Origin of the sequence: Nocardioides sp. Root140, assembly GCF_001426745.1 — a bacterium.
Lineage (GTDB): Bacteria > Actinomycetota > Actinomycetes > Propionibacteriales > Nocardioidaceae > Nocardioides.
Genome location: NZ_LMFI01000001.1, coordinates 593,435 through 619,466 on the forward strand (window position 1 = coordinate 593,435; position 26,032 = coordinate 619,466).

29 protein-coding genes are annotated in these 26,032 nt (G+C 69.3%); 8 read left to right on the plus strand and 21 right to left on the minus strand.

Annotated features, from left to right (window positions below; translation table 11 throughout):
• Positions 1–80: 80 nt before the first annotated feature.
• The 8 genes from ASD30_RS02915 to ASD30_RS02950 all read right to left on the minus strand — a co-directional run bounded on the left by ASD30_RS02915 (position 81) and on the right by ASD30_RS02950 (position 8,770).
• Positions 81–1,178 (minus strand): zinc ribbon domain-containing protein, encoded by a 1,098-nt coding sequence (locus ASD30_RS02915; RefSeq protein WP_156388621.1) that lies wholly within the window; start codon positions 1,176–1,178, stop codon positions 81–83.
• Between the two features lie 48 nt (positions 1,179–1,226).
• Positions 1,227–2,048: a siderophore-interacting protein gene (locus tag ASD30_RS02920; RefSeq protein WP_056676687.1), complete on the minus strand. Its 822-nt coding sequence runs from the start codon at positions 2,046–2,048 to the stop codon at positions 1,227–1,229.
• 101 nt (positions 2,049–2,149) lie between these two features.
• Complete coding sequence (gene aroF, locus ASD30_RS02925; protein WP_056676690.1) at positions 2,150–3,193, minus strand: 3-deoxy-7-phosphoheptulonate synthase; 1,044 nt, start codon at positions 3,191–3,193, stop codon at positions 2,150–2,152.
• A gap of 42 nt (positions 3,194–3,235) precedes the next feature.
• Positions 3,236–3,733, minus strand: a complete 498-nt coding sequence (locus tag ASD30_RS02930; RefSeq protein ID WP_056676693.1) for an SRPBCC family protein — start codon at positions 3,731–3,733, stop codon at positions 3,236–3,238.
• 139 nt (positions 3,734–3,872) lie between these two features.
• Complete coding sequence (locus ASD30_RS02935) at positions 3,873–4,769, minus strand: DMT family transporter (protein ID WP_235532485.1); 897 nt, start codon at positions 4,767–4,769, stop codon at positions 3,873–3,875.
• A complete protein-coding gene (locus ASD30_RS02940) occupies positions 4,766–5,668 on the minus strand; it encodes a deoxyribonuclease IV (RefSeq protein WP_056676695.1) in 903 nt (300 codons plus the stop codon). The genes ASD30_RS02935 and ASD30_RS02940 overlap by 4 nt, the downstream gene beginning before the upstream one ends.
• A 76-nt stretch (positions 5,669–5,744) precedes the next feature.
• Positions 5,745–7,799, minus strand: a complete 2,055-nt coding sequence (pknB, locus tag ASD30_RS02945) for a Stk1 family PASTA domain-containing Ser/Thr kinase (protein ID WP_056676698.1) — start codon at positions 7,797–7,799, stop codon at positions 5,745–5,747.
• A 104-nt stretch (positions 7,800–7,903) separates the two neighbouring features.
• Positions 7,904–8,770 carry a lytic transglycosylase domain-containing protein gene (locus ASD30_RS02950; RefSeq protein WP_056676702.1) on the minus strand — a complete coding sequence of 289 codons (867 nt, stop codon included), beginning with the start codon at positions 8,768–8,770 and terminating at the stop codon, positions 7,904–7,906.
• A 184-nt stretch (positions 8,771–8,954) separates the two neighbouring features.
• Here ASD30_RS02950 and ASD30_RS02955 point away from each other — a divergent pair, with 184 nt between their 5' ends.
• Genes ASD30_RS02955 through ASD30_RS02965 form a run of 3 tightly spaced genes read left to right on the plus strand, consistent with a single transcriptional unit; the run spans position 8,955 to position 10,277 of the window.
• The gene (locus ASD30_RS02955) at positions 8,955–9,326 is read left to right on the plus strand and encodes an Rv2175c family DNA-binding protein (RefSeq protein WP_056676705.1); all 372 of its coding nucleotides are present in this window, start codon (positions 8,955–8,957) and stop codon (positions 9,324–9,326) included.
• An 11-nt stretch (positions 9,327–9,337) separates the two neighbouring features.
• On the plus strand, positions 9,338–9,844 hold the full coding sequence (locus tag ASD30_RS25895) for a ribonuclease domain-containing protein (protein WP_235532487.1): 507 nt from the start codon (positions 9,338–9,340) through the stop codon (positions 9,842–9,844).
• Between the two features lie 13 nt (positions 9,845–9,857).
• Positions 9,858–10,277, plus strand: coding sequence for a barstar family protein (locus ASD30_RS02965; protein ID WP_082563516.1), 420 nt, complete (start codon positions 9,858–9,860; stop codon positions 10,275–10,277).
• A gap of 119 nt (positions 10,278–10,396) precedes the next feature.
• On the opposite strand, the gene ASD30_RS02970 is transcribed toward ASD30_RS02965, so the two are convergent.
• Entirely contained in the window at positions 10,397–11,470 is a 1,074-nt protein-coding gene (locus ASD30_RS02970; protein ID WP_056676711.1) for a polyprenyl synthetase family protein, read from the minus strand.
• Between the two features lie 76 nt (positions 11,471–11,546).
• Between ASD30_RS02970 and metF the strand changes: the two genes are divergently transcribed.
• The gene (gene metF / locus ASD30_RS02975; protein ID WP_056676714.1) at positions 11,547–12,437 is read left to right on the plus strand and encodes a methylenetetrahydrofolate reductase [NAD(P)H]; all 891 of its coding nucleotides are present in this window, start codon (positions 11,547–11,549) and stop codon (positions 12,435–12,437) included.
• 54 nt (positions 12,438–12,491) lie between these two features.
• A complete protein-coding gene (locus ASD30_RS02980) occupies positions 12,492–13,097 on the plus strand; it encodes an SIMPL domain-containing protein (RefSeq protein WP_056676717.1) in 606 nt (201 codons plus the stop codon).
• A 106-nt stretch (positions 13,098–13,203) separates the two neighbouring features.
• Here the strand turns inward: ASD30_RS02980 and ASD30_RS02985 are convergent, their stop codons facing one another.
• The 6 genes from ASD30_RS02985 to ASD30_RS03010 form a co-directional block, all read right to left on the minus strand.
• Positions 13,204–14,505 (minus strand): phytoene desaturase family protein, encoded by a 1,302-nt coding sequence (locus ASD30_RS02985; protein WP_056676719.1) that lies wholly within the window; start codon positions 14,503–14,505, stop codon positions 13,204–13,206.
• 201 nt (positions 14,506–14,706) lie between these two features.
• Positions 14,707–15,237 (minus strand): hypothetical protein, encoded by a 531-nt coding sequence (locus ASD30_RS02990; protein ID WP_056676722.1) that lies wholly within the window; start codon positions 15,235–15,237, stop codon positions 14,707–14,709.
• A gap of 99 nt (positions 15,238–15,336) precedes the next feature.
• Positions 15,337–15,927: a DUF4126 domain-containing protein gene (locus ASD30_RS02995; RefSeq protein WP_056676725.1), complete on the minus strand. Its 591-nt coding sequence runs from the start codon at positions 15,925–15,927 to the stop codon at positions 15,337–15,339.
• 102 nt (positions 15,928–16,029) lie between these two features.
• On the minus strand, positions 16,030–16,935 hold the full coding sequence (locus ASD30_RS03000; RefSeq protein WP_056676727.1) for a hypothetical protein: 906 nt from the start codon (positions 16,933–16,935) through the stop codon (positions 16,030–16,032).
• Complete coding sequence (locus tag ASD30_RS03005) at positions 16,932–17,426, minus strand: SigE family RNA polymerase sigma factor (RefSeq protein ID WP_056676731.1); 495 nt, start codon at positions 17,424–17,426, stop codon at positions 16,932–16,934. The genes ASD30_RS03000 and ASD30_RS03005 overlap by 4 nt, the downstream gene beginning before the upstream one ends.
• Before the next feature lie 85 nt (positions 17,427–17,511).
• Positions 17,512–18,942 (minus strand): short-chain fatty acid transporter, encoded by a 1,431-nt coding sequence (locus ASD30_RS03010; protein WP_056676732.1) that lies wholly within the window; start codon positions 18,940–18,942, stop codon positions 17,512–17,514.
• Between the two features lie 241 nt (positions 18,943–19,183).
• On the opposite strand from ASD30_RS03010, the gene ASD30_RS03015 reads away from it, so the two are divergent.
• A complete protein-coding gene (locus ASD30_RS03015) occupies positions 19,184–20,431 on the plus strand; it encodes a hypothetical protein (RefSeq protein ID WP_056676735.1) in 1,248 nt (415 codons plus the stop codon).
• A 59-nt stretch (positions 20,432–20,490) separates the two neighbouring features.
• On the opposite strand, the gene ASD30_RS03020 is transcribed toward ASD30_RS03015, so the two are convergent.
• Genes ASD30_RS03020 through ASD30_RS03030 form a run of 3 tightly spaced genes read right to left on the minus strand, consistent with a single transcriptional unit; the run spans position 20,491 to position 22,129 of the window.
• Positions 20,491–20,850 (minus strand): ArsC/Spx/MgsR family protein, encoded by a 360-nt coding sequence (locus ASD30_RS03020; RefSeq protein ID WP_056676738.1) that lies wholly within the window; start codon positions 20,848–20,850, stop codon positions 20,491–20,493.
• 2 nt (positions 20,851–20,852) lie between these two features.
• Complete coding sequence (locus tag ASD30_RS03025) at positions 20,853–21,317, minus strand: YbaK/EbsC family protein (protein ID WP_056679180.1); 465 nt, start codon at positions 21,315–21,317, stop codon at positions 20,853–20,855.
• Between the two features lie 14 nt (positions 21,318–21,331).
• Positions 21,332–22,129, minus strand: a complete 798-nt coding sequence (locus ASD30_RS03030) for a hypothetical protein (RefSeq protein ID WP_056676739.1) — start codon at positions 22,127–22,129, stop codon at positions 21,332–21,334.
• A 107-nt stretch (positions 22,130–22,236) separates the two neighbouring features.
• Here ASD30_RS03030 and ASD30_RS03035 point away from each other — a divergent pair, with 107 nt between their 5' ends.
• The gene (locus tag ASD30_RS03035; RefSeq protein ID WP_200951064.1) at positions 22,237–22,566 is read left to right on the plus strand and encodes a HEAT repeat domain-containing protein; all 330 of its coding nucleotides are present in this window, start codon (positions 22,237–22,239) and stop codon (positions 22,564–22,566) included.
• Positions 22,567–22,888: 322 nt separating this feature from the next.
• Here the strand turns inward: ASD30_RS03035 and ASD30_RS03040 are convergent, their stop codons facing one another.
• Both ASD30_RS03040 and ASD30_RS03045 read right to left on the minus strand, forming a co-directional pair.
• Complete coding sequence (locus ASD30_RS03040; protein WP_156393495.1) at positions 22,889–23,236, minus strand: hypothetical protein; 348 nt, start codon at positions 23,234–23,236, stop codon at positions 22,889–22,891.
• Positions 23,237–23,446: 210 nt separating this feature from the next.
• Positions 23,447–23,989 carry a TetR/AcrR family transcriptional regulator gene (locus ASD30_RS03045; RefSeq protein ID WP_056676747.1) on the minus strand — a complete coding sequence of 181 codons (543 nt, stop codon included), beginning with the start codon at positions 23,987–23,989 and terminating at the stop codon, positions 23,447–23,449.
• 68 nt (positions 23,990–24,057) lie between these two features.
• Here ASD30_RS03045 and ASD30_RS03050 point away from each other — a divergent pair, with 68 nt between their 5' ends.
• Positions 24,058–24,999, plus strand: a complete 942-nt coding sequence (locus ASD30_RS03050; RefSeq protein WP_056676751.1) for an alpha/beta hydrolase — start codon at positions 24,058–24,060, stop codon at positions 24,997–24,999.
• Positions 25,000–25,081: 82 nt separating this feature from the next.
• On the opposite strand, the gene ASD30_RS03055 is transcribed toward ASD30_RS03050, so the two are convergent.
• Positions 25,082–25,357, minus strand: a complete 276-nt coding sequence (locus ASD30_RS03055; RefSeq protein WP_200951065.1) for a hypothetical protein — start codon at positions 25,355–25,357, stop codon at positions 25,082–25,084.
• Positions 25,358–26,032: the final 675 nt, after the last annotated feature.

The following is a 26,032-nucleotide window of genomic DNA, read 5'->3' on the forward strand; positions in this document are numbered from 1 at the left end:
CCGGGTGCGGGCGCGCGCAGGCGCTGTCGTCGCGTCCGCGATACCCGGATCCGCGGGATTCAAACAACCAGGAGCAGGAGTCAGTCGGTGCTGCCCCGCAGCACGACCTCGCTGATCGCCGTGACGTCCCACAGCGGCGGACCCTTGTGGCCGCTCACGGACACGATGCGCATGCGGATCGTGCCGGTGACGGCGTCGTCGATGCGCATCACCTGCATGTCCGTGGTGTCGCGCAGCGTCTGCTCGACGGTGGTGCCGTCGTCGAAGAGCCACTCCACCTTGGTGATCTTGCGGTTGCGGTCGTACCAGTTGGCGCCGGGGTCCAACTTGGCGTAGCCGTTGATCATGCCGACCTCCTTGATCGTCGCCTCCTCGGGCAACGAGAAGGTGACGGTTCGGCCGGAGGCGTCCCCGGCGATGCGGTACGCCGTGGTGGGCGAGCCGTCGAACATGTTCGTCAGGGGGTAGGCGACCCGTTTGCCATTGACGTCGGTGCCGGGACGGCGCGGCTTGGGGCCGGAGGCGGTCGCTCCGGCGCCGAGGTCGACCGCGTCGGCGTCCTCGGGCGGCGGAATCGTCGGGGAGGGGTCCGTGCTCTCGGGAGCCGAGGGGGAACCGCCGTCAGTGGCGGCCTGCGACGAGTCGTCGTTGCCGCTCGTGTCGGTCGAGTCGTCGCCGCGGGTGCCGAGCCAGACACCGATGCCGGCCGCGATCACCATGGCCAGCAACAGCGGCACCATCCAGACCAACGGTGAGCGTTTGCGGCGGTCGGTCCCGGAGCGGTGGCTGCCACCCGCGTCGGCAGGCTCGGCGGGCGGTTGCCAGTCAGGAGCGAACGTCTGGTCGGTGTACGCCCGGTCGGCGAAGGGCTGCACCGCTGGGGTCTCGTCGTCGCGGATCCGGGTGGCGTTCTGCTCGGGCGAACGCGTCGGCACCTCGTCGGCGAACAGCGGCGGGGGAGACGGGGCCTGCGGAGGAGGCGGAGGCGTCGAGTACAACGGGAAGCGCGAGCCGGTCGCGGCATCGGGTTGTACGGCGGGCAGGCGCACCGACGTCTTCTCTGCAGGGGACTCGTCGCCGTGTCCGCCGGCCGCCGGTGACGGGGCGACAGGCGCGCCACAATTCGTGCAGAAGCGGCCCGGGCCGAGGCCCGCGCCGCAGTTCTTGCAGAAATTCATGTCTCTCCCTCGGACTGTCGCGCCGAGAATCCTAACCGAGGACGCCGCTCAGGCCTCTTGTCGGGCCAACTCGGACTTCCACTCGCGGAAGCCCTCCTCGGTGCGACCGCGGCGCCAGTAGCCGGAGATCGAGACGTCTGCCCTGGGAATTCCGCGCTCGTTGAGGAGCAGCGGGCGGAGGCCGTGCATGACGGCGGCGGCCTCTCCGTGCACGAAGGCCTGCACCGTCCCGGGCAGCCATTCGAGGTCGCGGACCGCCTCGACCAGGGGTGCCGCCGTGCCGGCACGCTCGTCGGGTACGTCGTGGGACGGCGCGCCACGGAGCACCCACGTCACCTCGACGTTCTCACCCTCACCGAGCTCGATGACGTCGTCCTCGGCGGCGACCTCGACCAGGACCCGGGCCACGGCGTCGGGCGCCAGCGCGTCGAGCGCTGCCGCCACGGCCGGCAGGCCGGCCTCGTCGGCGACCAGCAGGTGCCAGTCGACGTCGGCCCGGGGTGCGTAACCGCCCCCCGGTCCGTTGGCGAGCAGCTCATCGCCCGCGGATGCTGCGGCTGCCCACGGACCGGCCACACCCTCGGTGCCGTGCACGACGAAGTCGATGGACAGCGTTCCGGCCGGTACGTCGAGGGTGCGGACCGTGTAAGTGCGGACGACGGGCTGGTCCTCGGCCGGCATCGACCGGACCACCTGCATGTCGAAGGGTTCGGGGTAGACGACGCCGGGCTTGCGGAAGACCAGCTTCACGTAGCGGTCGGTGTCGGTGCTCTCGGCGAAGTTGGCCAGGTCGCCGGTGAAGTGGACCCGCACCAGGTGCGGGGTCAGCTGCTCGGAGGTGGTGACGGTGAGCAGGGTGGGGGCTGGCAAGGGATCTCCTGGGGCGAGCGTGCGACGCCTCGACGTGACCGGGTCACGGGACGTGGGGACACCCTCGTTCTATCCGACCGGGCGAAATCCGTCGGGCAGCGTCAGCGAATCATCGTGCCGGCGTCGACCCGGCCGACGACCTTCGGCAGCTTGCGCACGGCCTGGGCCAGCTCGCGCAGGTCGTTGCCCAGCAGGGCCTGCGGACCGTCACAGAGCGCGACCTCGGGTTTCGGGTGGACGTCGACGATCACGCCGTCGGCGCCGACCGCGATGCCGGCCCGGGCGAGGGGTACGACGAGGTCCTTGCGCCCGGCGGCGTGGGACGGGTCGATGATGATCGGCAGGTGACTGGTGGCCTGCACCACCGGGACGGCGGAGATGTCGAGGGTGTTGCGGGTCGACGGCTCGAACGTCCGGATGCCGCGCTCGCACAGCACGATGTCGAGGTTGCCGCGCTGGGCGACGTACTCGGCGGCCATCAGCCACTCCTCGATGGTCGCGTTCATGCCGCGCTTGAGGAGCACCGGCTTGCCGGCCTCGCCGACCGCCTGGAGGAGTCCGAAGTTCGCGGCGTTGCGGGTGCCGATCTGCAGCATGTCGGCGTACTCCGCGACCACGGGGACATCGCGGGCGTCGACCACCTCGGTCACCACCGGCATGCCGGTCGCTTCTCGCACACCGGCGAGGATCTCGAGGCCGGCCACGCCCAGGCCCTGGAAGGCGTACGGCGAGGTGCGCGGCTTGAACGCACCGCCCCGCAGGATCGTGGCGCCGGCGGACTGGGCCATGCGGGCCGCCTCGACGGTCTGCTCGGCGGACTCGACGGCGCAGGGGCCGGCCAGGAACGTGAACGAGTCGGGGCCGATCGGGACACGCCTGCCCTCGGGGCCCACCCAGACGGTCGAGCGTTCGGCGTGGTGCTGCCGGCTGACCAGCTTGTAGGGGTCGGAGATGCGGTGCACGTCGGCGACACCCCGGAGGGTGCGCAGGTTGAGGTGGTGGAACGACTCGATGTCGCCGACCAGGCCGATGATGGTGCGCACGACACCCTTGGACACGAAGGCCTCGCCACCGACGCCTTCGACCCGCGAGACGACCCGCGCGATGTCTTCGTCGGTGGCGTCGGGGGACATGACGACAACCATGAACTGAGACTAGTGGCGGGCCCCGGTGCCGTCAGGGAGTATTCAGGATGCGGAACCGAGTCGTGACCTGCCGCCGATGCGCTGCTCGGCCTCGGCCTTGATGTCCTCCAGGTCGTGGGTGAGCATCCGCCGGGTCGCGTCGAAGCTGAAGCCGCCCCAGATGTTCCACATCAGGGACTCGGCCCGGTTGCGCTCGCCGATGTCGATGTTGGCGGTCAGCAGCAGCTTGGTGCGCTCGCCGGTGTGCGACTGCAGCGAATAGGCGGTGCGGATCCGGTCGTGGCCCAGCCTCGTCTCGTGGATCGTGCGGTGTGGCGCCTCGGCCACGGTGACCTCCAGCTCCTCTACGCCGTGGTGGCCGAACATCGTCCGCTTCTCGCGCCACGTGGTGCCAGCGGCGTACGGGCCGTCGCTGGTCAGTTCGACCGAGTCGACGCTGCGGAGGATGTGGTCGGCGTGGACCAGGTCGGTGAGCACTTGCCACACCGTGTCCGGATCGGCCTCGACCTCCGTGTTCAGGTGGATCACGTGTCCAGTCATGATGACCTCCTCGTGACTCCCATGGTCCTCTTCGGGCACCGGGCTGTCGAGGCCGCGACGACCCTGCCGGCCCCTGCAGCCACCGAACAGTCAGCAGGTTCTGGGGCACCGAAACGTGCGGACTGTTCGGTAACGGGGGTCAGACGGCGATGTGGGTGACCTCGGCCTCGATCTTGCGGCGCGGCATCAGCTCCACCACCAGCATCGCCGCGAAGACCAGCAGCCCGCCGGAGAGAAGTCGCGCGGTGAGGTGCTCGCCGCCGGCCAGCACCGCGAAGACCGCGGCAAAGACCGGCTCCATGCTCATGATGATCGCGCTGCGCGTGGGAGGCAGGTGGGCCTGCGCCCAGGTCTGGCCGGCCATCGCGAAGGCGCCCGCGCCGAGCGCCATGTAGACGATGCTGAGCCAGTCACGGCCGTTGTCCGGCAGGGTGATCCCGTTCGGCACCGCGCCGAGGAAGCAGACCACCGAGATCACCGCGAGCTGCACGATCGCCATGCCCATCGCCTCGTCGGCGTTCGACCAGGCACCGAGCCCCACGATGTGCAGCGCGTAGATCAGGGCCGCGATCAACGTGATGCCCTCGCCGTACCCGAAGGCGAGCCCGCCGGGCTGCAGGGTCAGCAGGGCGATGCCGCCGATCGCCATCGCGACCGCCACCCAGGTCAGCTTCCCGATGCGGGTGCGAAGCAGTACGGCGGCCAGCAACGGCGTGCACACGACGTACAGCCCGGTGATGAAGCCGGAGACCGACGCGGCGGTGTGGGCCAGCCCGACGGTCTGCAGCACCTGTGCGCCGGCATAGAGCACACCGAGGACGACGGCCTGCCGGCGTGACTGCGCGGAGAGGCGGCCGAGCGCCTTGGGGAAGATCAGCAACAGTGCGACCGTGGCGATCGGGAAGCGCACCGCCAGGAAGTCGAGGGCACTGATCCGCTCCGAGAGGTCCTTGATCAGGAAGAACGTCGAGCCCCACATGGCCGTCATCGCCAGCAGGACGACGGTGGCCAGCCGGGCGGTTCGGGTCTCGTTCACGCCCCGTCCCCGGCGCGGGCCTGCTCGCGCAGCTTCTTGAGCAGGTCTGCGTCGGGGTTGCCCGGGTCGCGGGAGCCGGGGGTCTCCAGGATGAACGGCACGCCGGAGGTGGCGGGGTGCGCGAACAGGTCGCGGAAGGAGTCCTCGCCGATGTGTCCGGCGCCGATGTTCTGGTGGCGGTCCTTGAAGGCTCCGCGCACGTCCATGGAGTCGTTGGCGTGGATCAGGCGGAGTCGGCCGGGCCCACCGATCTCGACGATGCGGTCGACGGTGGCCGCCGTACCACCCTCTTCGTCGAGCGGTGCCCCGGCCGCGAAGACGTGGCAGGTGTCGAGGCAGATGCCGGCCTTGGGGTGGAAGTCGAGTGCGGCGAGGTAGGGCTGGAGGTCCTCGACGCCGGCACACAGGGAGCGGCCCTGGCCGGCGGTCGGCTCCAGCAGCAGCCACGGGGCGTCGTCGTCCTCGATCGCCTCGAGCAGCGGGAGCAGGCCCTCGCGGACCTGGCGCATCGCCGCGTCGTACTTGTCGCTGCTCTCGGTCGGGTCGACGAACGAACCTGTGTGCACCACGACGCCCTCGGCGCCGATCTCGGCGGCCCGCTTCAGGTTGTGGGCCACGGTGGCCACCGACTTCTCGTACGTCGCGGACGTCGGCGAGCCGAGGTTCACCAGGTAGGGAGCGTGGATGAACGAGCGCGTGCCGCTCTCGGCGCATGCCTCCCGGAACGCCTTGTCCTGTGCCGGATTGCCGGCGCTGGCGGCCCAACCCCGCGGGTTGCCGACGAAGACCTGGAGCGTCTCGTAGCCGAGCTCACGGGCATCGGTCAGGGCTCCCGCGGCGAGGCCCTTGCCGACCGCGACATGGGAACCGACGGGATTGCGAAGCGCGGCGTCAGACATGCGGCCAAGGCTATCCGTGGGCCCACCACGCTGGTTGAGGAGGTTGCGCAGCAACCGTCTCGAAACCACCAGGGCGTCAGACGATGGTGATGGTGACCGTGCTGCCCCTGGGGACCATCTCGCCGCGGCCGGGCGAGGTGCTCAGCACGTAGCCCAGGCCGATGTAGTTCTCGTGGTGCTCGACGTTGACCTTGAACCCGGCGTCCTCGAGGGTGTCGCGGGCCGCGTCCTGGCCCATGCCGACCACGCGAGGGACCTCGATCAGCTCGGGTCCCTTGGAGACCTTCAGCTCGACCGTGTCGTCCTTGAAGAGCTCGCCGGTGCCGGGGCTCTGCGAGATGACGTTGCCCTCGGGCACGTCGTCATCGAACTCCTCGGACCGGTCGACCTTCAGGTCCCTCTTCGAGAACCAGGCCTCGGCCTTGTCGGCGTCCTTGCCGGTCCAGTCGATCAGCTTGATCGGCCGCGGTCCCTGGCTGAGGTAGATGTCGACGGTTGCGCCGGGCTTCTGGGAGGTTCCCGGCTTCGGGTTGCTGCTGATCGCCTGGCCCGCGGGGATGGTCGGGTGGTAGCGCGGGATCGACCGGCCGAACTCGAGATGCGCGTCCTGGATCGCCGCCTGGGCGTCGTCCTCGGACCTGCCGCGCACCTTCGGGACGTCGTACCGCTCCTTGCCCAGCGACAGCACGACCGTGACCGTGCCGTCGTCGAGCACCCGGTCGCCGGGGCCGGGGTCGGTGCTGATCACCGCGCCCTTGGCGACGCTCTCGGAGTATTCGGGGTCGCCCTCGGCGTACTCCAGGCCAGCCTTCTCGATCTTCTGCTGAGCCTCGGCGGCGGTGAGCTCGAGCACCCCGGGCGCCGTCGTGTAGCGGGCGACGCCGAACCAGTACGCGCCTCCGCCGATGACCAGTGCGGCGACCAGGGCGAGCACCAGCAGCAGTGGACCGCGTCGCCGGCGCGGTCGGTCTCCGTCGTCATCCCGCTCGCCCTCGTTCCACGGCGGTACGCCGGACGGGTCGGCCGGTCGTGCGATGGGGGGCTGGCCGCCGGCTTGAGCGGCCATCACCTCGTCGCGGTCGATGTGGCTGGTCATCGGGAACTGCTCGACGGCTTGCGCCGGCCGGATCTGGGTGTCGGTGGCGCTCGGACCGGCCTGCTCCAGCGGGTCCTGGGCGGTGTCCTCGCGGAACTGGTCCTCCTCGAGCGCGCGCGCCGACGGAGGTGCGAGGTCGGCGACCAGCTCCGGGTCGTCGACGACGCCCTCGGCCAGCGCCTGGGCCACCCGGTGCACCTGGTGCAGCAGCACCCGGGCGTCCGCTGGCCGGTGCGAGCGATCGCGTGCGGTGGCGCGGGCCACCAGCGCGTCGACGTACGCCGGGATGCCGGGCACGCTGCGCGACGGTGGAGGGACGTCCTCGTGCACGTGCTTGTAGGCGACCTGGATCGGCGACTCGCCCTCGTGCGGCTTGCGGCCGGTGAGCAGCTCGTAGAGCACGACCCCGGCTGCGTAGACGTCGGCGCGGGTGTCGGCCCGGCCGTCGACGACGAGCTCGGGGGCGAGGTAGGAGACGGTCCCGATCAGCACCCCGCCGGTCGCCGTGTGCTGCGTGTCGGCGCTGATCGCCTTGGCCAGGCCGAAGTCGGCGACCTTCACCCGGCCGTCGTCGGAGATCAGCACGTTCTCGGGCTTGATGTCGCGGTGGATCAGCTGCGCCTGGTGCGCGGCGCTGAGTGCGGAGAGCACCGGCTCGATCAGCGCAAGCGCCTTGCGCGGAGCCATCGGCGCTTCCTTGCGGATCACGTCTCGCAGGGTGTGGCCCGGGACGTACTCCATGGCCAGGTAGATCGTGCCGTGGTCGCGGCCCTGGTCGTAGACGCCGACGACGTGGGGGTGCGAGAGCTTGGCGGCGTGCCTGGCCTCGCGGACGAACCGTGCCGCGAAGTCCTCGTCGTCGCCCATGCCGGGGTGCATCACCTTCAGCGCGACGGTGCGGTCGAGGCGGTCGTCGTGGGCCTCGTAGACCGAGGCCATGCCGCCGCTGGCGATGCGCGGCCCGACGCGGTAGCGGTTGTCGAGGAGTCGCCCGATCAACGGGTCGCTGAGGTCCCGTTCGTTGCGTGGCTCCACTGCTCGACCTCCGTGCACGGCTGGATGGGGAAGGATCCGCCGCACCCAATCCTACGGAACCCGGCGTGATCCGCCCCGCCACCGCTCATTCCGGCGTGGCGATGTCAGGGGTTGCCGGACTTCTCGAGGCGTCGCTGGATGGCCTGCACGTTGTCGACGTACGCCTTGGTCTCGCCGTACAGCCCGTGCTCGCGGACCGCTCCGAGGCCCTGGTAGTAGGCCCCGACCTGCTGCCGCCGGGTCTTCGTCATGTCGTCGAGAAGGTCGAGCAGGAGTACGCCGGCCAGCACGTTGTCGTGGGTGTGGCGCAGCTTGAGCGGGCGCCCGGCGTAGAGCGACATCCACTCGCCGGTGTCGGGGAGGACCTGCATGGCGCCGATCGCGTCCGCGCTCGAGACGTGGTGCATCTGCCAGCCCGACTCCTGCCAGGAGACGGCCAGCGCGAGGTGCGGGTCGACGCCGTGGTTGCGGGCGGTGCGCTCGATGATGTCGCGCACCTTCGCGCGGCTGGGATGCGCGGGCCTCGCGGTGCTCTTCCGGGGAGTGGCCCTGGCGGGCTTCCCGGCCTTCTTCGCGTGCTTCGTCTCGTGGGTGCCGGAGGTGGACTTGCCCGCCTTGGGCCGCTCGCCCTTGGGCAGGGCAGCGAGTACGACGGGGATCCGGATGCGGTCACCGACCTGCAGTGCGGCGGAGGGTCCGAGGTCGTTGAGCGAGATCAGCTCGGCGGTCCAGGCGTGGTACTTCACCGCGAGCTCGGTGGCGGTGTCGCCGGAGCGCACCGTGTGGCTCACGACCTTGCGGCCGGCCGGAAGGTCGTCGTCGGCCAGCGCGGGGGCGGCGGTCGCGACGAGTCCGGCGGTGACGGCTCCGGCGGTCAGGCGGCAGAGCCAGCGCAGGGGATGACGGGAGGTGCGGACGGGGGAACGGAACGTGGGTCGCAGGCGACTTCGGGCGGGGGTGGGGAAGGTCATGACGACTGGTCCCTTCGTCGAGCTGCCCGGTGCCCGGAGCTCCGAGTGCCCCGTGGGTGGCGGTCGGGCAGCCACACGACGGTAACCGCAGGTATCCAAGTTACTCAAGTGACAGGTGTGACTGGTGGGTCGAAATCGCGGAAGGGATTTCCGTCAACCCACCCGGGATGGAAGAGTTGGCGGAATGAACGACGCCGCCGCTTCCGGACCTGAGCTGGACACCCTCGTCGACGCCTGGCTGGACTGGTCGGAGACCGCCACAGCCCTCGGTGTCAGCGTCAACAAGGTCCGCACGATGATCCGCGAGCACGAGCTCGCCGCCGCCGTACCCACGCCGGGTGCCGGCCAGCAGGTGCCCGCCGCCTTCGTGCAGGAGGGCGAGGTCGTCAAGGGCCTGCCCGGCCTGCTCACGATGTTCCACGACGGCGGCTGGGACGACCGCGAGTGCATCGAGTGGATCTACACCGACGCAGACCTGCCCGGGCGCCCGATCGACGCCCTTCGTGAGAACCGCGGCTCCGAGGTCAAGCGCCGCGCCCAGGCCATCGCCCTCTGAGAGGTAGACCCGTGCGGCTGAGCAGGTCCCAACGGCAGATTCTCAGCCTGATCGCGTTCGTCGTGGTCGCCGGGCTGTGGTGGTGGTCGCAGCAGGGTTCGAGCGACACCGACAACGACGGCGGTACGACGACCGGCCGCGACTCCCAGACGTCGAGCTCGCCGCGCAGCACCCCGCGGGCCGACAGCAGCGGGGCCGACAACGGCTCGGGCACCTCGTCGGAGGTTGACCCCGAGTCGGGCCTGCACTGGATCAGCGCGAGCGACCTGCCCGCCGAGGCGCAGCAGACGCTGGACCTGATCGACGACGGCGGTCCCTACCCCTACGACCGTGACGGTGTCGTGTTCGAGAACCGCGAACGGATCCTGCCGCAGCAGCAACAGGGCTACTACCACGAGTACACCGTGCCGACGCCCGGTGAGGACGACCGCGGCGCCAGGCGCATCGTCACCGGTGACGACGACGAGTTCTTCTGGACCGCCGACCACTACGACTCGTTCGAGAGGATCGACCGATGAGCGGACTGCACTCATGAGTGGCTTGGCAGGAATTCTCGCCGGTCACCACGCGACCGGGGTGTTCACCTGGCACGCGGGCTTCGAGGTCGACGACGTCAGGCACGCGGTCGAGCACGCCGGCTGGCAGTTCGGGCACGTCGACGGCTGGGTCGCCACCACGAAGGCCGAGGTGCTCATCGCGCTGGGGGAGTCCCTGGCCTTCCCCGACTACTACGGCCGCAATTTCGACGCGCTGGCCGACTGCCTGGCCGATCTCGACCGCGACGTGGTGTTGCTCTGGGACGGCTGGAGCACCCTGGCCCGCGCGGACTCCACGGCCTTCGACATCACGCTCGACGTACTCACCGAACGTGCGCAGGCGCCTGGGAAGTTCGTCGTCCTGCTGCGCGGCGACGGCCCCGAGCTGCCGGCAGACATCGCGTCGCTCGACTAGCTCTCGCGGTGTCCCTCTGCTGGTTGAGCAGGGCGTTCTGCGCCCGGTGTCTCTCGGTGGTTGGGGAGGGCGTTCTGCGCCCGTCTCGAAACCATCGTGCGCCGATCGCCTCGCGGCGACTAGTGCGCGCGCTGCGTGACCGCCGACGACAGGTCACGCAGGGCGGCCTTCGCCTCGTCGAGCAGGTCGGCCTTCTCGAGCGCCTCGAGTGAGAGGCGCGACAGCTCGTCGATCATCGCCTCGACCTGCTGGTCGGCGCCGGACTCGATGATCAGCGCGCGCAGGTCCTCGACCTGGGCGGGCGAGAGCGCCGTGCCCAAGGCCTCGTCGAGTACGGCGGCGCGTTCGGCAGGCACCCCGTCGAGAGCCAGGGCGACGAGAACGGTGCGCTTCCCCTCGACCAGGTCGTCGCCCGCAGGCTTGCCGGTGACCTCGGGGTCACCGAAGACGCCGAGCTGGTCGTCGCGCAGCTGGAACGCCTCACCGAGCGGGAGGCCGAAGCCGGTCAGCTCGGAGAGCACGTCGTCAGAACCACCGGCCAGCGCCGCACCGACGTGCAGCGGGCGCTCGATGGAGTATTTCGCCGACTTGTAGCGCAACACCGTCATGGCCGTGTCGACGTCGGCGCGGCCGCGGGCCTGCACCGAGACGTCGAGGAACTGGCCGGCCACGACCTCGGAGCGGCAGATGTCGAAGACGTCGAGGGCGGGGGAGACCTTCTCGAGCGGCAGTCCGCAGCGCCGCAACAGCTCGTCGGCCCAGGTCAGCAGCAGGTCGCCGAGCAGGATCGCGGCGGCAGCGCCGTACTGCTCGGGGTCGCCGGTCCAACCGGCCCTGCCGTGCTCGGCCTCGAAGGCCCGGTGCGTGGCTGGGCGTCCGCGGCGGGTGTCGGAGGCGTCCATGAAGTCGTCGTGCACGAGCGCGCTGGCGTGCAGCAGTTCGAGCGCGGCGCAGGCACGCAGCAGTGAGCGTTCCTCGTCGGCGTTCGGCGTGGCCACCGCGCGGTAGCCCCAGTAGCAGAACGCGGCGCGGAACCGCTTGCCTCCGGCGACCGCGAGGCGGGCCTCGGCAAGCAGCCGCGCGGCATCGTCGCCGAGGGGCGCCAGTCGGATCGCCTGTTCGGCGAGGAAGTCGTCGATCACGGCCTGGAGGCCGGCCCTGAAGGCCGCAGGGTCGAGGGGATCCGCAGTCACGCCATGAGACTAGTCATCGGGTTCTGCTGGGTGGACGGCGGCCACCCAGCGCACAGGTGGAACCTAGACTTCCGCCATGGACCAGCAATCGCCGCGTGGCATCGGGCAACTCATCCGTGAGGGTGAGCGGTCGTTCTCGTTCGAGTTCTTCCCGCCGAAGGACGAAGCCGGCGAAGCGCAACTGTGGCAGGCGATCCGCGAGCTCGAGCCCTACCGGCCGACCTTCGTGTCGGTGACGTACGGCGCCGGCGGTACGACGCGCGACACCACCGTGGCGATCACCGCACGCATTGCCCGCGAGACCTCGATGGTCCCGATGGCCCACCTCACCTGCGTCGGCCACACCGTCGACGAGATCCGCGAGGTGCTGAAGTCGCTGACCGAGAGCGGAGTGCGCAACGTGCTCGCGCTGCGCGGCGACCCGCCGGGCGGCCCCGGCACCGCGTGGGAGGCCACCGAAGGCGGCGTCAACTACGCCTCCGAGCTGATCGGCGTGATCAAGGAGATCGCCGACGTGAGCGTCGGTGTCGCGGCGTTCCCCGAGGGTCACGTCGACGCGGCCAGCCTCGATGACGACGTGGCGGTGCTGCGCGCCAAGCAGGACGCCGGTGCCGAGTTCGCGGTCACCGAGATGGTGTTGCGCGCGGCCGACTACTTCGGGCTCGTCGAGCGGGCCCGGGCCACCGGCGTGGAGATCCCGATCATCCCCGGTGTCATGCCGATCCTGAACATCAACTCGATGCGACGCATGGTCGAGCTCTCCCGTCGAGAGCTGCCGACCGAGGTCGTCGACCGTTTGCGCCCCTTCGAGGAGGACCCGGCCGGGCTGCGTGCCGAGGGCATCCGCATCGCCACCGAGCTGTGCGAGGCGATGCTCGACGGAGGCGCCCCGGGGCTGCACTTCTACACGCTCAACCGCTCCAAGGCGACCCGCGAGATCTTCGAAGGCCTGCGCATCACCGTCTGAGCAGCCTGCAGCGTCTCGAAGCCGCGCATCACCAGCGGCCAGTACTGTCGTCGCATGGATCGCACAGTCACCGTCACCGGGCAGGGCACCGCCACCGCCGTGCCCGACAGCGCCGTGGTCCGCGTGGCGATTGCGCAACGTGCAGGCACGGTCGCGGCGGCGTTCCGAGCCGTGGCCGACGGGGTGGCCGTGGTGACCGCACGTGCTGCGGACTTCACCGAGCAGCGCCGCATCGCCTCGCGTGACCTCAACGTCTGGCCGGCCCACGACAACGAGGGACGCCAGTCCGGGTTCGAGGCCCGCCACGCGCTCGAGATCGGGTGCGCCGACCTCGAGTCCGCGAGCGCCCTGCTCGAGGCGCTGGTCGAGGCCGCAGGTGACCGCCTCCTGGTCGAGGGCGTCTCGCTCGAGGTCGCCGACCAGGCGGCGGCCGTGACCGCGGCCCGCGAGCTGGCGTACGCCGACGCGGTGGCACGGGCGACTCACGTAGCCGAGCTGGTCGGTGCCCGTCTCGGGCCGGTCGTGTCCGTGACCGAAGGCGGTGGCTTCCCGGGCCCGGTGGCCGGACTGCGCGCCGCCAAGGCCGACCTGGCGTTCGCGCCGGGGGAGGCCTCGATCGGCGTCACCCTCCAGGTCTCCTGGCAGCTCGAACTCGACTGACGTCCTGCGTTCTGGTCGCCGGGGCCGCCGCACCGCAGGACGTCCCGCACAATGTCCTGCGTTCTGGTCGCCGGGGGTGCCGCACCGCAGGACGTCCCGCACGAGGTCAGGCCGGTCCGACCTCCTGGGCGACCAGGGCGGCGGAGAGCCCGACGAACGGTATGCCCGCACCAGGGTTGGCGTGCGCGCCCGCGGCGTACACCCCGGGCACCGGCGTGGTGGTGGAGAGACGTTCCTTCAAGGTGCCGCGGCCCTGCCAGAGCACGCCCATCGGCGACCCGCCCCACTGTTCCACCTGGGTGCGCGGTGAGCGGTCGACCCGCACCTCGACGTACGGCCGCAGGTTGATGCCCTTGCGCACCAGCCCGAGCACGATGTCCTCGGCGAGGAGTCCGCGTCCGAAGAGCGTCACCGCCTTGCCGCCGTCGGGGGCGGTGCCGCCGGTGCGCACGACGATCATCGGGTCGCCGTGGAAGACGGACTCGGGCGGCAGGTCCGGCACGTCGCCGGTGAGCCCGAGGTGGCACACGACCGGCGGGATGGCCGGCATGGTGCGGCGTACCCGCTCGGCCATTGTGGGCAGGCGACGCGGGTCGGAGGCGCAGACCACCACGTCGGCGTCGATCTCGCCGGCGCTCGTGGACACCGCGACCGCGCGTCCCTCGCGCACGACGATGTCGGTGACCGCGGTGTCGAGCAGCACGGTCACCTTGCGGGTGGCGAGGCGTTGGGCGAGTACGCCGGACAGGCGGCCGAGTCCGCCGTCGATCGTCCAGGCGCCGAACCGCTGCTCGACGTACGACACCATGCCCATCCAGGCCGGCACGTCGCGGGCGTCGTGGCCCTCGAAGACGAAGGGGTGCGCGGCGAGCAGACGGAGCCGGTCGTCCTTGAACGACTTCTTCAACCGCTTGGCCAGCATGTCGCGGGTGAAGATGCGCGACGTGGTCTCCTTGGCGGCGATCTCGGGGATCCACGGCCGCTCGAGGAAGTCGCGGCGGATCATCTCCCAGTCGTCGGCGAACCCCTCGACGTACGCAGCCCACTGGTCGCCGAGGCCGGCCCCGAGACCATCGAGGGCCTCGATCTGCGCGGCCCGCGAACTGCCGGGGAGTGCGACGGTGGTGTCGTCCTCGAAGTGGTGGGTCCGGATGATCGGCTGCTGCACGAGGTCGACCTCGCGCTCGAGCGGGCGGCCGGTCTTGCGGAACAGGTCGCGTACGACGGCCGGCAGCAAGGTTGCCGACGGGCCTGCGTCCCAGGTGAAGCCGTCCTTCTCGACGACGCCCATCGCGCCCCCGAGCTGCGACATCTGCTCCACGAGGGTCACCTCGTGACCGAGCTTGGCCAGCCGAGCGGCCGAGGCCATGCCTGCGAAGCCTCCACCGATCACCACGACGCGCGCCATGTGCCGACCCTAGACGAGACATTCCAAGGGGACGTGCCGGGCTCACGGTGCCCCGCATCCCGACCGGCGGCGTTGTCCTCGACTCGACAGGACTCCGTCCCGCCTTCGCTCATCCGCCTTGCCGGATCGGGCGCGGATGCCCCGCGAGCTGATCCGGCACCCCTTGGAACATCTCGTCCAGTGGTGGAGGCGTCGCGACCCTCAGGCAGTCGGTCCCTGGGTGCGCACGTCGGCGACCTTCGCCATGGCGCCGCGCAGCTCCTCGAGCCAGTCCTGCTCGTGCTGCCCGACCAGGCGGACGCACCAGGCCAGGGCGTCGGCGCGTGAGCGGGCCACGCCGGAGTCGACGAGGGTGTCGAGGACCAGGCGCTGGGGCTGCCGCAACCGGGTCATCACCGGGACCGCGACGTGGGTCCACAGCTCCTCGTGCTCGCCGACGCGGACGCCCCACGCGACCTTGCGCTCGAAGCGGTGCTCGGCCTCGCGGGCAATCTTCATCCGTGCCTTGCGGGTGTCCTCGCGGAACCCGGCGGCTCGGCCGGCGCGCGCCTCGGCGGCCTCGGCCTCCGAAGGTGCGTCGTCGCCGGACGTGGTCTCGATGTCGGGGATCGTGAGAACGACCGTGATCTCCTCGCGGTCGATCGTGGTGCGGGCAGGCTCGGCCTGCCACTCGTCGGGGAGGCGGCCGGCGAACCAGCCGCGGACCCGCTCCCTGTTCTCGTCTGTAATCATGTAATCAAGATTACAACCGTGCGCCAAGGGCGTGGCCGATCGGTTTCGCGGCGGAGTGCGGTCGTGCTGGCGCGCAATGAGGATGTCGAGCAGAACCGGTCAGGCGTACGCCGGCGGCCGGGGCTCCCGACCCTTCCAGCGTCGCCAGAACTTCCGGATCAGCCTGGCCACGAAGTAGAGCATCACCAGTCCCAGCACGAGGAACACTGCGGCGATGATCGCGGCGGCTTCGGGGTTCTCGATCGCGAACCACACCACGCCCAGCACCGCGAAGTCCTCTCCGACGCTGGCGGCGATGTTGGTGACCGGCTCGGGGGAGGAGTTGATCGCCATCCGGCCGCCCATCTTCACCAGGTGCGAGGCCAGGGCGCTGCCGCCACCGACGACGGCCGCGACCGCACCGTTGAGGGAGTCGGCCTCGCCGGCGACCAGGACGCCGAGCACGGCGCCGACGGTCGGCCGGATGCCGGTCGAGATGGTGTCCCAGGTGGAGTCGATGAGCGGGATCTTGTCGGCCACGAACTCCATCGCATACATGAATCCGGCGATGCCGAGCACTTCCCAGCGACCCAGCACATGGGGGATCCCGTCGGCCCCGAGTCGCTCCGAGATGCCGAGCACCAGCACCACCAGGTAGCTGTTGATGCCACTGGCCCAGCCATTCGAGAACACCAGCGCGAGTGATTCCACGAGACGGACTCTAGTGGCCCCGGAGCCTGACGCCGGGTATTCGCGCCCGTACTCCGGGGTGGCACGCGCGGCCACTCGGACGTACGGGCGTCGAGTCGGGAACTACGGCCCCTCGACTGCGTCGGCCTGCGCCATGCACCCGGCCTGGTCCACGCCGTTCGACGTGCCGGTGATCGGGAGGGACCACACGCAGCCGTCCTTGTCGGTGGGCGGCGCGGGGATGTCGAGCTCCGGGTCAGTGACCAGCGAGGTGAGGTCGTCGATCGGCGCGTTCCAGTCGGCCGCCTCGACGGAGGATGCCTTGACGACCTCGGTGGCCGTCACCACCAGCGTCTCGGAGCGGACGTCCTCGACCATGTGCGAGAACCACAGCTTGTCGGGGTCGAAGGTCGCGAGCTTCTTGTTCGGCACGACCGCCCACCCGTCGCCGATCCGTCGCAGGGCCATCGTCTGGCTGATCACCGTGCGCCCGTCGACGTCGAACGTCTCGCAGGCGACGGAGTAGTCACTGGCGAGCTCGGCCTGGCAGTAGGTGTCGCGGTCGCCCTCGGCCTCACTGCGCGCGTGCAGCAGGCTGATCCGGAACTCGCGGCCGGCCATGGTGTAGTCGACGGTCATCTGGGAGGCCTTGTCCCAGAACTTCTCCGGCAGCGCGGTGCCCTGGCTGTCGGTGACGCTGCGCACGCCGTCCGGCAGGCCGGGCGTCGTCTTCGCGAACACGACCCGGGCGTGCTCGTCGATGATGCGCGGCATCTGGCTCGCGTCGTAGTCCGGGCTGCCGGCGACCACCTTGTTGCCGGAGGACCCGTTGCCCGAGTCGATCAGCTGCGGCACGGTCACCGCGCCGATCGTGGCCAGGGCAGCGGCACAGACGCCGCCGGTGATCGCCCGGCGGCGACGGAGAGTACGGCGACCGCGGGTGATCGTGTCGTCGGGAGTGAGCTGGAACGGCGGCTCGTCGCTGTTGACATGGTCGCGGACGAGGGTGTGGAGGTCGTGCTCGGTCATCGGAGCTCCTCGGTCAGGGCGAGTTCGGGAAGGTGGGCGCGCAACGTCTCCAGTGCCCGGGAGGTCTGTGACTTCACGGTTCCCTCGGCAACGCCGAGGGCCTGCGCCACATCGGCGACCGACAGGTCGTCGAGGAAGCGCAGCGCGATGATCGCCCGCTGGCGGTCGGGCAGCAGCCCGAGCGCGTGGCCCACGTCGAGCGGCGTCGAGTGGTCGTCCGAAGCCTTCTCGGGCAACTGGTCGACGACCGACTCGGGCTTGCGCCGCCGCAGGTGCGACAGGCACTCGTTGACGACAGCCTTGCGGGCATAGGCGTCGCGGGTCTCGGGGCGGATCCGCGACCATGCGGCGTACACGTTGACCAGCGCGAGCTGGGTGACGTCCTCGGCGGTGTGCCAGTCGCGCACGACGAGGTACGCCGTACGACGCAACGCGGGACCGCGCGCGATGAAGTAGTCGGTGAACTCGCGTTCCCGGCGGTCACGACGCATGGGGTGCCTTCCGGTGTGGAGAGGTTGACACCCTGACTACGTCACGAGCGGCCGACGAGGTTCGCATGAGGGGCCGAGAATATTCCTAGGGGGCCACCGGTGGCACGAACTCGAACGTCATGCCGAGGAGCCAGAGCAGCAACAGCACCACGGGCAGGTGGAAGAGGAACTGGAGGAACGTGAACCCCACCAGGTCCCGAGCACGCAGGCCGAGCACCGCGAGCAGTGGGAGCATGAAGAACGGGTTGACCAGGTTGGGGAGTGCCTCGGCGGCGTTGTAGATCTGCACCGTCCAGCCGAGGTTCATGTGCACGTCGGTCGCCGACTGCATGACGTACGGCGCCTCCACGAGCCACTTGCCGCCGCCCGACGGGACCAGGAGTCCTAGCAGCGCGGTGTAGAGCGCGATCACCACGGCGAACGCCCCGCCACCGCCGATGTCGGTGAAGAGCTCGGCGAGGTGGCCCGAGACCGAGACGCCGCCGAACCCCTCGGCACGGGTGAGCACGGCAGCCATCGCGGCGTACAACGGGAACTGCACGAGCACGCCGGCCGTGGAGGGGACGGCCTTCATGGTCGCGTCGAGGAACTTGCGTGGCGTGCCCTGGAGGACGAGGCCGAGCACCAGGAAGACCATGAGGTAGCGGTTGAGGCTGCTGACCACCGTGAGCACGGGCAGGTCGACGAACTGGAGCACCAGCCAGCCCAGCGTCAGCAGGCCGATCAGGATCGGCAGGATGCGGGAGTGCTCGAGCCACTCGCCGGGGCGGGTGCGGGCCTCGGTCTCGGCCACCGTGTCGTCGAGGTCGACGCCCATCTCCTCGGCGGTCCTGATGGCCTGGCCCTGGGGCGCGGAGAACCACGAGACGGCGACCGTGAGTGCGATGAGGACGGCGGCCAGGGTGAGCGACTGCCAGGTGAGGATGGTCGCGCCGAAGTCGAGCACGCCGGTGATCTCCAGCAGCTCGGGCGGCAGGGACTCGGGCGTTGCCTGCAGCTGCGCCGCCGAGGACGAGAGGCCCAGGGCCCAGACCGCGCCCAGTCCCATGTACGCGGCGGCGCCGAGTGCGCGGTAGTCGACGCGCAGGTCGGTACGCCGTGCGATGGCGCGGGCGAGCAGTCCGCCGAAGACCATGCTCAGTCCCCAGTTCAGCATCGAGACCAGGCAGGCGAGCAGCGCCACGAAGGCGACCGCCCCGCGTGCCGTCCTGGGCACGGTGGCGATTCGTTCGATCAGCCGGGCGACGGGCGGCGAGGACGCCACGATGTAGCCGGTGAGCACGACCATCGCCATCTGGAGTGTGAACGCGGTCAGGTCCCAGAATCCGTCACCGAACGTGCGGGCCACGTTTGCGGGGCTGGCACCGTTGATCATCGCAGCGGCGCAGATGATCACGACCCCGGCGAGGGCGAAGACGTAGGCGTCGGGGAACCACTTCTCCGTCCACGCGGCGCTTCTCTGGGCGAACCGGGCCAGGCCCTTTTCCTGGGCGGGTGCAGCGGGTGACGTGCTCATGAGGGGAGCCTCCTGGGTCGGGGACGACCCTGAGGCTAGTGGAGCCTGTCCCTGCCGCGGCCGGCAGGCAAGGGCCTGGTTCGAGACGGTGGCCGACACCTGCCAGTGCCGAACCACGCCAGCGGGAACTCCTTCCGGAGCGGGTGCGCTGGCACCCAAACTCCTCGGCAGTACGACGGTTCGATCCGGATCACCTCCGACTCCCGGGCATGCGGCCGTCTCGACACACATGGGGAGAAGCATGAAGAAGCGCCTTGCGGTCACCGCCTCGTTGGCGGCGTCGCTCTGCCTGGTCCTGACGGCCAGCCCGCAGGCCGTCGCCGACGACAAGGACGAGATTCCGCAGTCCACGTTGGTCTCCGCGCCGGACTCGATCGCAGAAGGCGTCACCCTCGGCGAGGCCAGGGCCGCCGTCAAGGGTGACGCGGTGAGGGAGGCGCGGCTCGAGAAGCTGATCGCCACGCTGCCGGCCGACTGGCAGAAGCACCGCAGCAGCGCCCTGCGCCACCTGGGCCTCGACGCCACGCAGTGGACCGACGCGATCTCCGGGGTGATCAACCCCGACGACTACGAGTGCACCGAGAGCCCGTTCAACCAGTGGGTGTCGGCCGAGGTCGGGAAGATCGGCCAGGGCGACCTGATGGTGCTCAGCCTGTTCGGCGTGCTCGACTTCCCGACGTACGACGCGCTGATCTACGAGACCGACGCGACCAAGCAGTACTTCGGCACCCACGGTGAGTACAACAAGGTGCTGCCGCGCGACTTCGGCACGCTGCAGGACTTCTGGGACATCAAGTCGTTCGACATCCAGCTGCTGGCGATGCACGGCGAGATGTTGAAGGACCGTGCCCGCGTGGCCCGCGCGGCCACCCTGCTGCTCGGCGTAGAGGGCGACGAGGCCCTGGAGTTCGCCGACCTGGTCATGGAGATCCTCAGTGCCAATCCCGTCCTCGACAGCGGCGAGCACCCGATCTTCACCCTCAACGCGTTCGCCTTCACCGCCGAGGGCGACCCCGACCCGGTGGTCGACGGCGTGCCCGACAAGATCGTGATGGGCGACGGCGTGCTCACCGCGCTGCACGAGATCGGGATGTCGCAGGTCAGTGGCCGCTCGGTGCTGTCGCACGAGTTCGGCCACCATGTGCAGTACGAGAAGGGCCTCTTCGAGTCCGACCTCACCGGCCCGGAGGCCACCCGGCGTACCGAGCTGATGGCCGACTCGTTCGGCAGCTTCTCGACCTCGCACGAGCGCGGCCTCGCGTTCAGCCACAAGAAGTACCTGGAGGCGCAGCGCGCGTCGTACGAAGTGGGCGACTGCAGCTTCGACTCCGACGGTCACCACGGGACGCCGAACCAGCGCATGCGTGCGGCGAAGTGGGGCTACGAGAAGGTGCAGGCCCTGACCAACCCGATCCGCATCACGCCTTCGGCGAAGCTGGCCAAGCAGTTCGACCGCTTCCTGCCCACCCTGGTCTCACCGGACGCCTGACCCCCGTCGTCCGGTGACGGGTGTGGGTTCGGCCTGCAGGCCGGACCCACACCCCTTCTCTAGTTCTTCAGCACCCGGGCAAGCGTCTCGTCGTCGCGCGCGACCACGGCGGTGCCGTCGTCCAGCGTGATGATCGGGCGCTGGATCAGCTTGGGGTGCGCGGCCAGCGCGGCCACCCAGTCGCCGCGGTGTGCGTCGTCCTTCGGCACGTTCTTGAGCTCGAGCTCCTTGGCGATCGGCTCGTTCATGCGGGCGATGTGCCACGGCTCGAGGCCCAGCTTGGTCAGCACGTCCTCGATCTCGGCGACGGTCGGCGGGTCGTCGAGGTAGCGACGCTGGGTGTATTCACTGCCGGCCTCGTCGAGCGCGCCCACCGCCGTACGGCACTTCGAGCAGGCCGGGTTGATCCAGATCTCCACTGTCACTCCACCTCGATCTCGGTTGCGCCGGTCATCGTGACCAGCTCGTCGTACGTCGTGCTGAACACCGCCGCCGGGTGGCCCGCGGCGGCCCACACCACGTCGTACTTGCGAAGCCAGGGGTCGATGTACGTCGGCACCGGCGCGGGGTGGGCGATGGGGGAGACCCCGCCGATCACCTGCCCCGTGTGGTGCCTGACGAAGTCGGGCTTGGCGCGCTTGAGTGGACCGGTGGTCGCCTCGACCTTGGTCGTGTCGACCCGGTGGGCGCCGCTGGTCAGGATCAGCACCGGGCTGCCCTCGGAGTTGAACAGCAGGCTGTTCGCGATCGCGCCGACCTCGCAGCCGAGCGCCTCGGCGGCCAGAGCCGCGGTGTGCACCGAGTCGGGGAGTACGACGATCTCGCCGGTGCCGCCCTTCTCGGCCAGGACCGCGCGGAACTTCTCGATGGAGGGGTGTTCTGCCATGTCGGAGACCCTACTCAGCGGGCGGGCAGCGCCCGGCACAGTGTCCGGGGGAACGACGGCACGGAGGCGACGTCGGCGCAGCCAGCTGCGGTGCCCGTCGCGACGGCGTTCCAGCGTTCCCCGGTGAAGTGGGCGAAGAACCGGGTGTGCGTGCCCTTCCCGACGCAGCCCGCGGGAGGAGTGGAGCCGTCGACGGACTGGCATCCCGTCATGACGGCGTCGACCTCGGCCACCATCCAGCTGCCCTCGCACGCGAGTACGTCGACCTGCTGTTCGGGCGGGATCTCGACTCCCTGCAGCAGGGTGCCTGTCCACGCGGGGTCGCAACGGTCGTTCGGTGGGTAGCAGCCGACCTGGTCGTCGCAACGCACGTACGACGGCCCGTTGCCCGGTTTCCATTCGACGGAGTTGTCGGTGACCAGCGTGCGGCCGTCCAGCTCCGGGATGTCGACCGACAGCTCATGGGGCTGCATCTTCGGGCAGGCATGGGCGTCGTAGTCGAGTGTCGCGGCGAGCGACTGGAACGTCGCGGTCAGGAAGACCGCGTGCTTCTCGGCCTCGACGGTCGCCTTCGGGTGCCGGGCACATCCCGGTGCCCCGGCAGGCAGGTCGAGGGTGACCGTGACCCTTCCGGGCCCGCTCTGCGTGAGGGCTGTGATGTCGGCTGCGTAGGTCACCGGACCGGAGGGTCGGTCGGTCATCCCCGTAGGGCCACCGGTCGCCGGGTCATCGGCATCGGTCGCGGTGCCACAGGCGACGAGGACGGGAACCAACAGGGCCGAGGCGAGCAGCCCGAGGCGGGACAGGGTCATGGTCGAAGAGCCTAGGTAGTCCCGAGGGTCGGGCGCATGAGTCGACGTACTCACCTGTTGCGCGACTGTCGGTGTCAGCCGTCGGCATCGCACTTAGACTCCGCTTCGTGGTCAACGACTTCACACGTGGCTTGGCGATGATGCGCAAGCGTCCCGCACAAGTGCGGGAGGACGGATTCGGGTTGGTCAGGCGCGTCGCCGCCGATCACGTGGCGGAACTCAGCGGCGCCTACGCCGCCGAGAGCGACCACGGCTTGCGCTGCTGGCTCCTGGAGTTGCTCGGTGACGCCCGCTCACCCGAGGCGCTCTCCGTGTTCGCGGGCGCGCTGACCAGCCCAGACGAGTCCATCCGGTACTGGAGCGAGAAGGGCCTGGAGAAGTTGGATACCAAGGAGGCTCGGCGGTTGCTCTGGGAGCACCGGCATCGCCACGCGTAGTACACGGCTACAGCCGCGATCCGTGGGCAAGTGCCTCGACAGAAGTGAAACGACGGCTCTGTGGACGAGGCCAAGGACACTGCCAAGAGTCGAGAGCATCAGATCGAGATTGTTCAGGGCAGCAGACGACCAAGGATCTCCGCTCGCAGGCGTCCGCTCATGCCGATGAGAGAGCGCCAGCGTCTTACCGCAGAGGGTCACCGAGCCGCCGCCGCGGAGCCGTGACTCAGCTCCCGGGAGCACTCGATCGCCGCCATTGAGTCATCGCTGGCGGTCAGAGGCACACCGCGACGCCGGCGAGGTGGCTGGTGGAAGCTAGCCCTCAACTAATCAGCGGGAGAATGTGGTCCCTGATGAGCGTCCTCGACGCAGGTGTGTCGGACACCCTGGTCAAGGTCTGGCGGTACGACGACGGAAGCGTGACGGGCGCTGATCGAAGGTCACGCACCCAATCCACACCGACCCGGTGGCCGTCAGTTGAAGGCTCGGTCACGACACCGATGGCTTTGACGAGCATGGTGCGGAAGTCGTTGTTCATCTGCTTCGCGACGAGCACGTCGCCGTGCTCCATGAGGTCGAGGTTCGGGGCCTGCTTCTGGTAGCTCGGGTCCGACTCCATGTTGTGCCAGCCCAAGACCCACTCGCCCGCTTCGATCCAGTCGGCGAGCATCTCCCGTGCTCCGTCGCCGTGCCAACCACCGTGAATCGTCCCCACCATGAAGTAGTTGGTCATGCGGGCATCACCTCGACAGTCTCACCGGTCTCTGTGCGGAGTCGATGCTACCGGCCGGAATCGGGCGTACGCGTAGCCTCGCGAACGTCCGCAACTGCCGCATTTCGCGCTGTCTTGCCGATGAGCGAGCGGCGGACTAGAGGCCAGCTAAAGCGCCGCGAGTCGCTGGGTGAGGGAGTGGCACAGGTCCGCGGTCGCGCTGGCGTCGAGGTCGTGGGTGACGGCTCCTTCGATGGCGAAGGTGACGACCGCTACCTCGGCAAGGCGTCGAGTTTCCGAGAGCTCGATGGTCAGCTGGTCCTCGAAGAGGGCTTCCATCTTCCTATGGAACCTGGAGTGCCACTCCGCGATCCGCGGCGACCGTGCCACGCGGGCGTGCACGGTGGCAACCAGGTGACGCACTGGCCGCAGGTTGTCGACGAGCCACGCGAACTGTTCCGCCAGGGGTTGCTCGGCCACGGTTGTGTGCTGCTCGAGGAGCAGGTCCAGGTACAGGTCGGCGACAGCAACGAACAGCTCATCCTTCTCGCCGAAGTACCAATAGAGGGTGTTCGGCGTGAGTCCGGCCGCGGCGGCGATCTTGCCCATCGACGCGCCGTCATAGCCCTCGGAGACGAACAACGAACTCGCCGCGGCGACGATCTCGTCGCGCTTGGCTTCTTTGGTCTGGTCGTGGCGGATACGTGGCACACCTCATCTTGACAGCCATTCAAGAGCGCCGGCAATATCTCTTGTATGCCAATCAAGAGGAGGCTGTCATGAGTGACCGTCGAGAGCTGTTCTTCCCGTCCGGCGAAGATCGGTGCCACGCATGGCTGTACGTACCCGAGGGTGCGACTGAGGCGACCCCAGCACCCGTCCTGGTGATGGGACACGGTCTGGGAGCCATCAAGGAGATGCGCCTGGCCGCGTTCGCCGAGCGCTTCCAGGCCGAGGGGTACGCGTGCCTGGTGTTCGACTACCGCCACTTCGGGCAGAGCGGTGGCGAACCACGGGAACTGCTGAGCATCCCCCGGCAGCGGGAGGACTGGCGGTCTGCGGTGGCGTTCGCGCGCACCCTGCCCGAGGTCGACCCCGACTCCGTGGTGGCCTGGGGAACCTCGTTCGGTGGCGGACACGCCATCGTCACCGCCGCCGCCGACCCCTCCATCGCGGCGTCGATCTCCCAATGCCCCTTCACCGACGGGTTCGCGGCATTGATGAAGATCCCGCCGAAAGTGGCTGCTCGTCTGACCGGCGCAGCGGTCCGCGACCTGTTCGCAACGGCGATCGGACGCGAACCCGTGCGGGTGCCGGTCGCCGCCCGCGCCGGCGAAGTCGGCCTGATGAGCGCAAACGACGTCTCCGAAGGAGTGTTGGAACTGCTCGAAGCCTCCGGCCTCACCGAAGCCGAGTACAGGTCCCAGGTCCCGGCCCGCATCGGGCTCGCCGTGCCACTCGACAGACCCGGACGGCGAGCCAAGGACCTCACCAAGCCAGCACTCTTCTGCGTCTGCGACGGCGACACCGTCGCCCCGGCACCGGCCACACTGCGGCACGCCGCCAACGCACCCAGGGGAGAGGTCCGCCGCTACGACGCCGGACACTTCGACATCTACATCGGCGACGACTTTGACCGCGTCATTGCAGACCAGATCGCGTTCCTGCGGCAGCACGTGCCGTCGCGTCTCAACACGTCAACCCCCGGTAACGACGCCTAGGAGCGCGGGCCGGCTAGCTCCTCCAAAAGAAGCGACCGCACATGCCGCTGATGGTGCACGGGCCTTCCGATCAGCGGGCGGCTTAGCCGCTGCGCAGAACCTGGTAGATCGACTCGGATGACGGGCCAGGGCGAGGAACGTCGTTCCACCGAATTTCAAGCGCCTTCATGGCAATTGCAGCCTTGACCTCGGCAACGTCCACGTCGTCCTGGAAGAACGCGATCGACAGGCCGTTTCCAGTCGCCTCGTCGACCAAGTGGTAGGCGTTCAGTACTCCTGGGACGGTCTTGGCCGCGTCGATCACCCACTGGCGATCATCGTCTGGCATGGGCTCCCAGACTGCGATTCGTGCGAACACGGGTTTCACCTCCGTTGATCTCTGGGACATCAGCATGCCGCGATCACCAAGGCGAGGTCTTGCGTTCTGCCAGATGCGCCCGAGTCTGCCGCGGACAGGGCGCACCCTGTCGATGTGCGGTCGCCTGCTCACCCCTGCGGCTGCCGAAGGCAATCAGCTTCTCCGGCACCTCGGCGCCGAAGCACTGGGTGGATTCCACAACGTCGTGTAGGAACTGCAACCGCTGCTCGTGTTTACCGCAGGTCAGTTGCCTCCAATAGGGACAGAGACCCATAGCGAGTAGAAGACGACAGTTGTGGTCGCTACTCCGAAGGCTCCCGCGATCAAACTCGAACCCAGGAGGCTGTTGTGTTGATGGGTTCTCCAACCTAGGAATGCCATTGCCAGCGCGATACCGAGTTCCAGCAATGTGAGACCGCCGGGTCCGGCGACACCAAAAAAAGGAGTTCGCCAAGGGAGGGCAGTAGCAATCAGGCAGATGCCAAACGCCAGCCCATTGGCAGCGAAGCCTGCGGCTCTCTTCACAGTGCACTTAGTAGGCGACGTGAAGCCAAGACATGTCCCCGGATCCTTCAGATGAGTATCCCGAGTGTGAGGCTTCGATCGAGCGGTTGTCTGGCGAACGGCAAATTGTCATCCGGTGGAGGCCAAGGTCCCGTGTCGCGCCCAACGGTG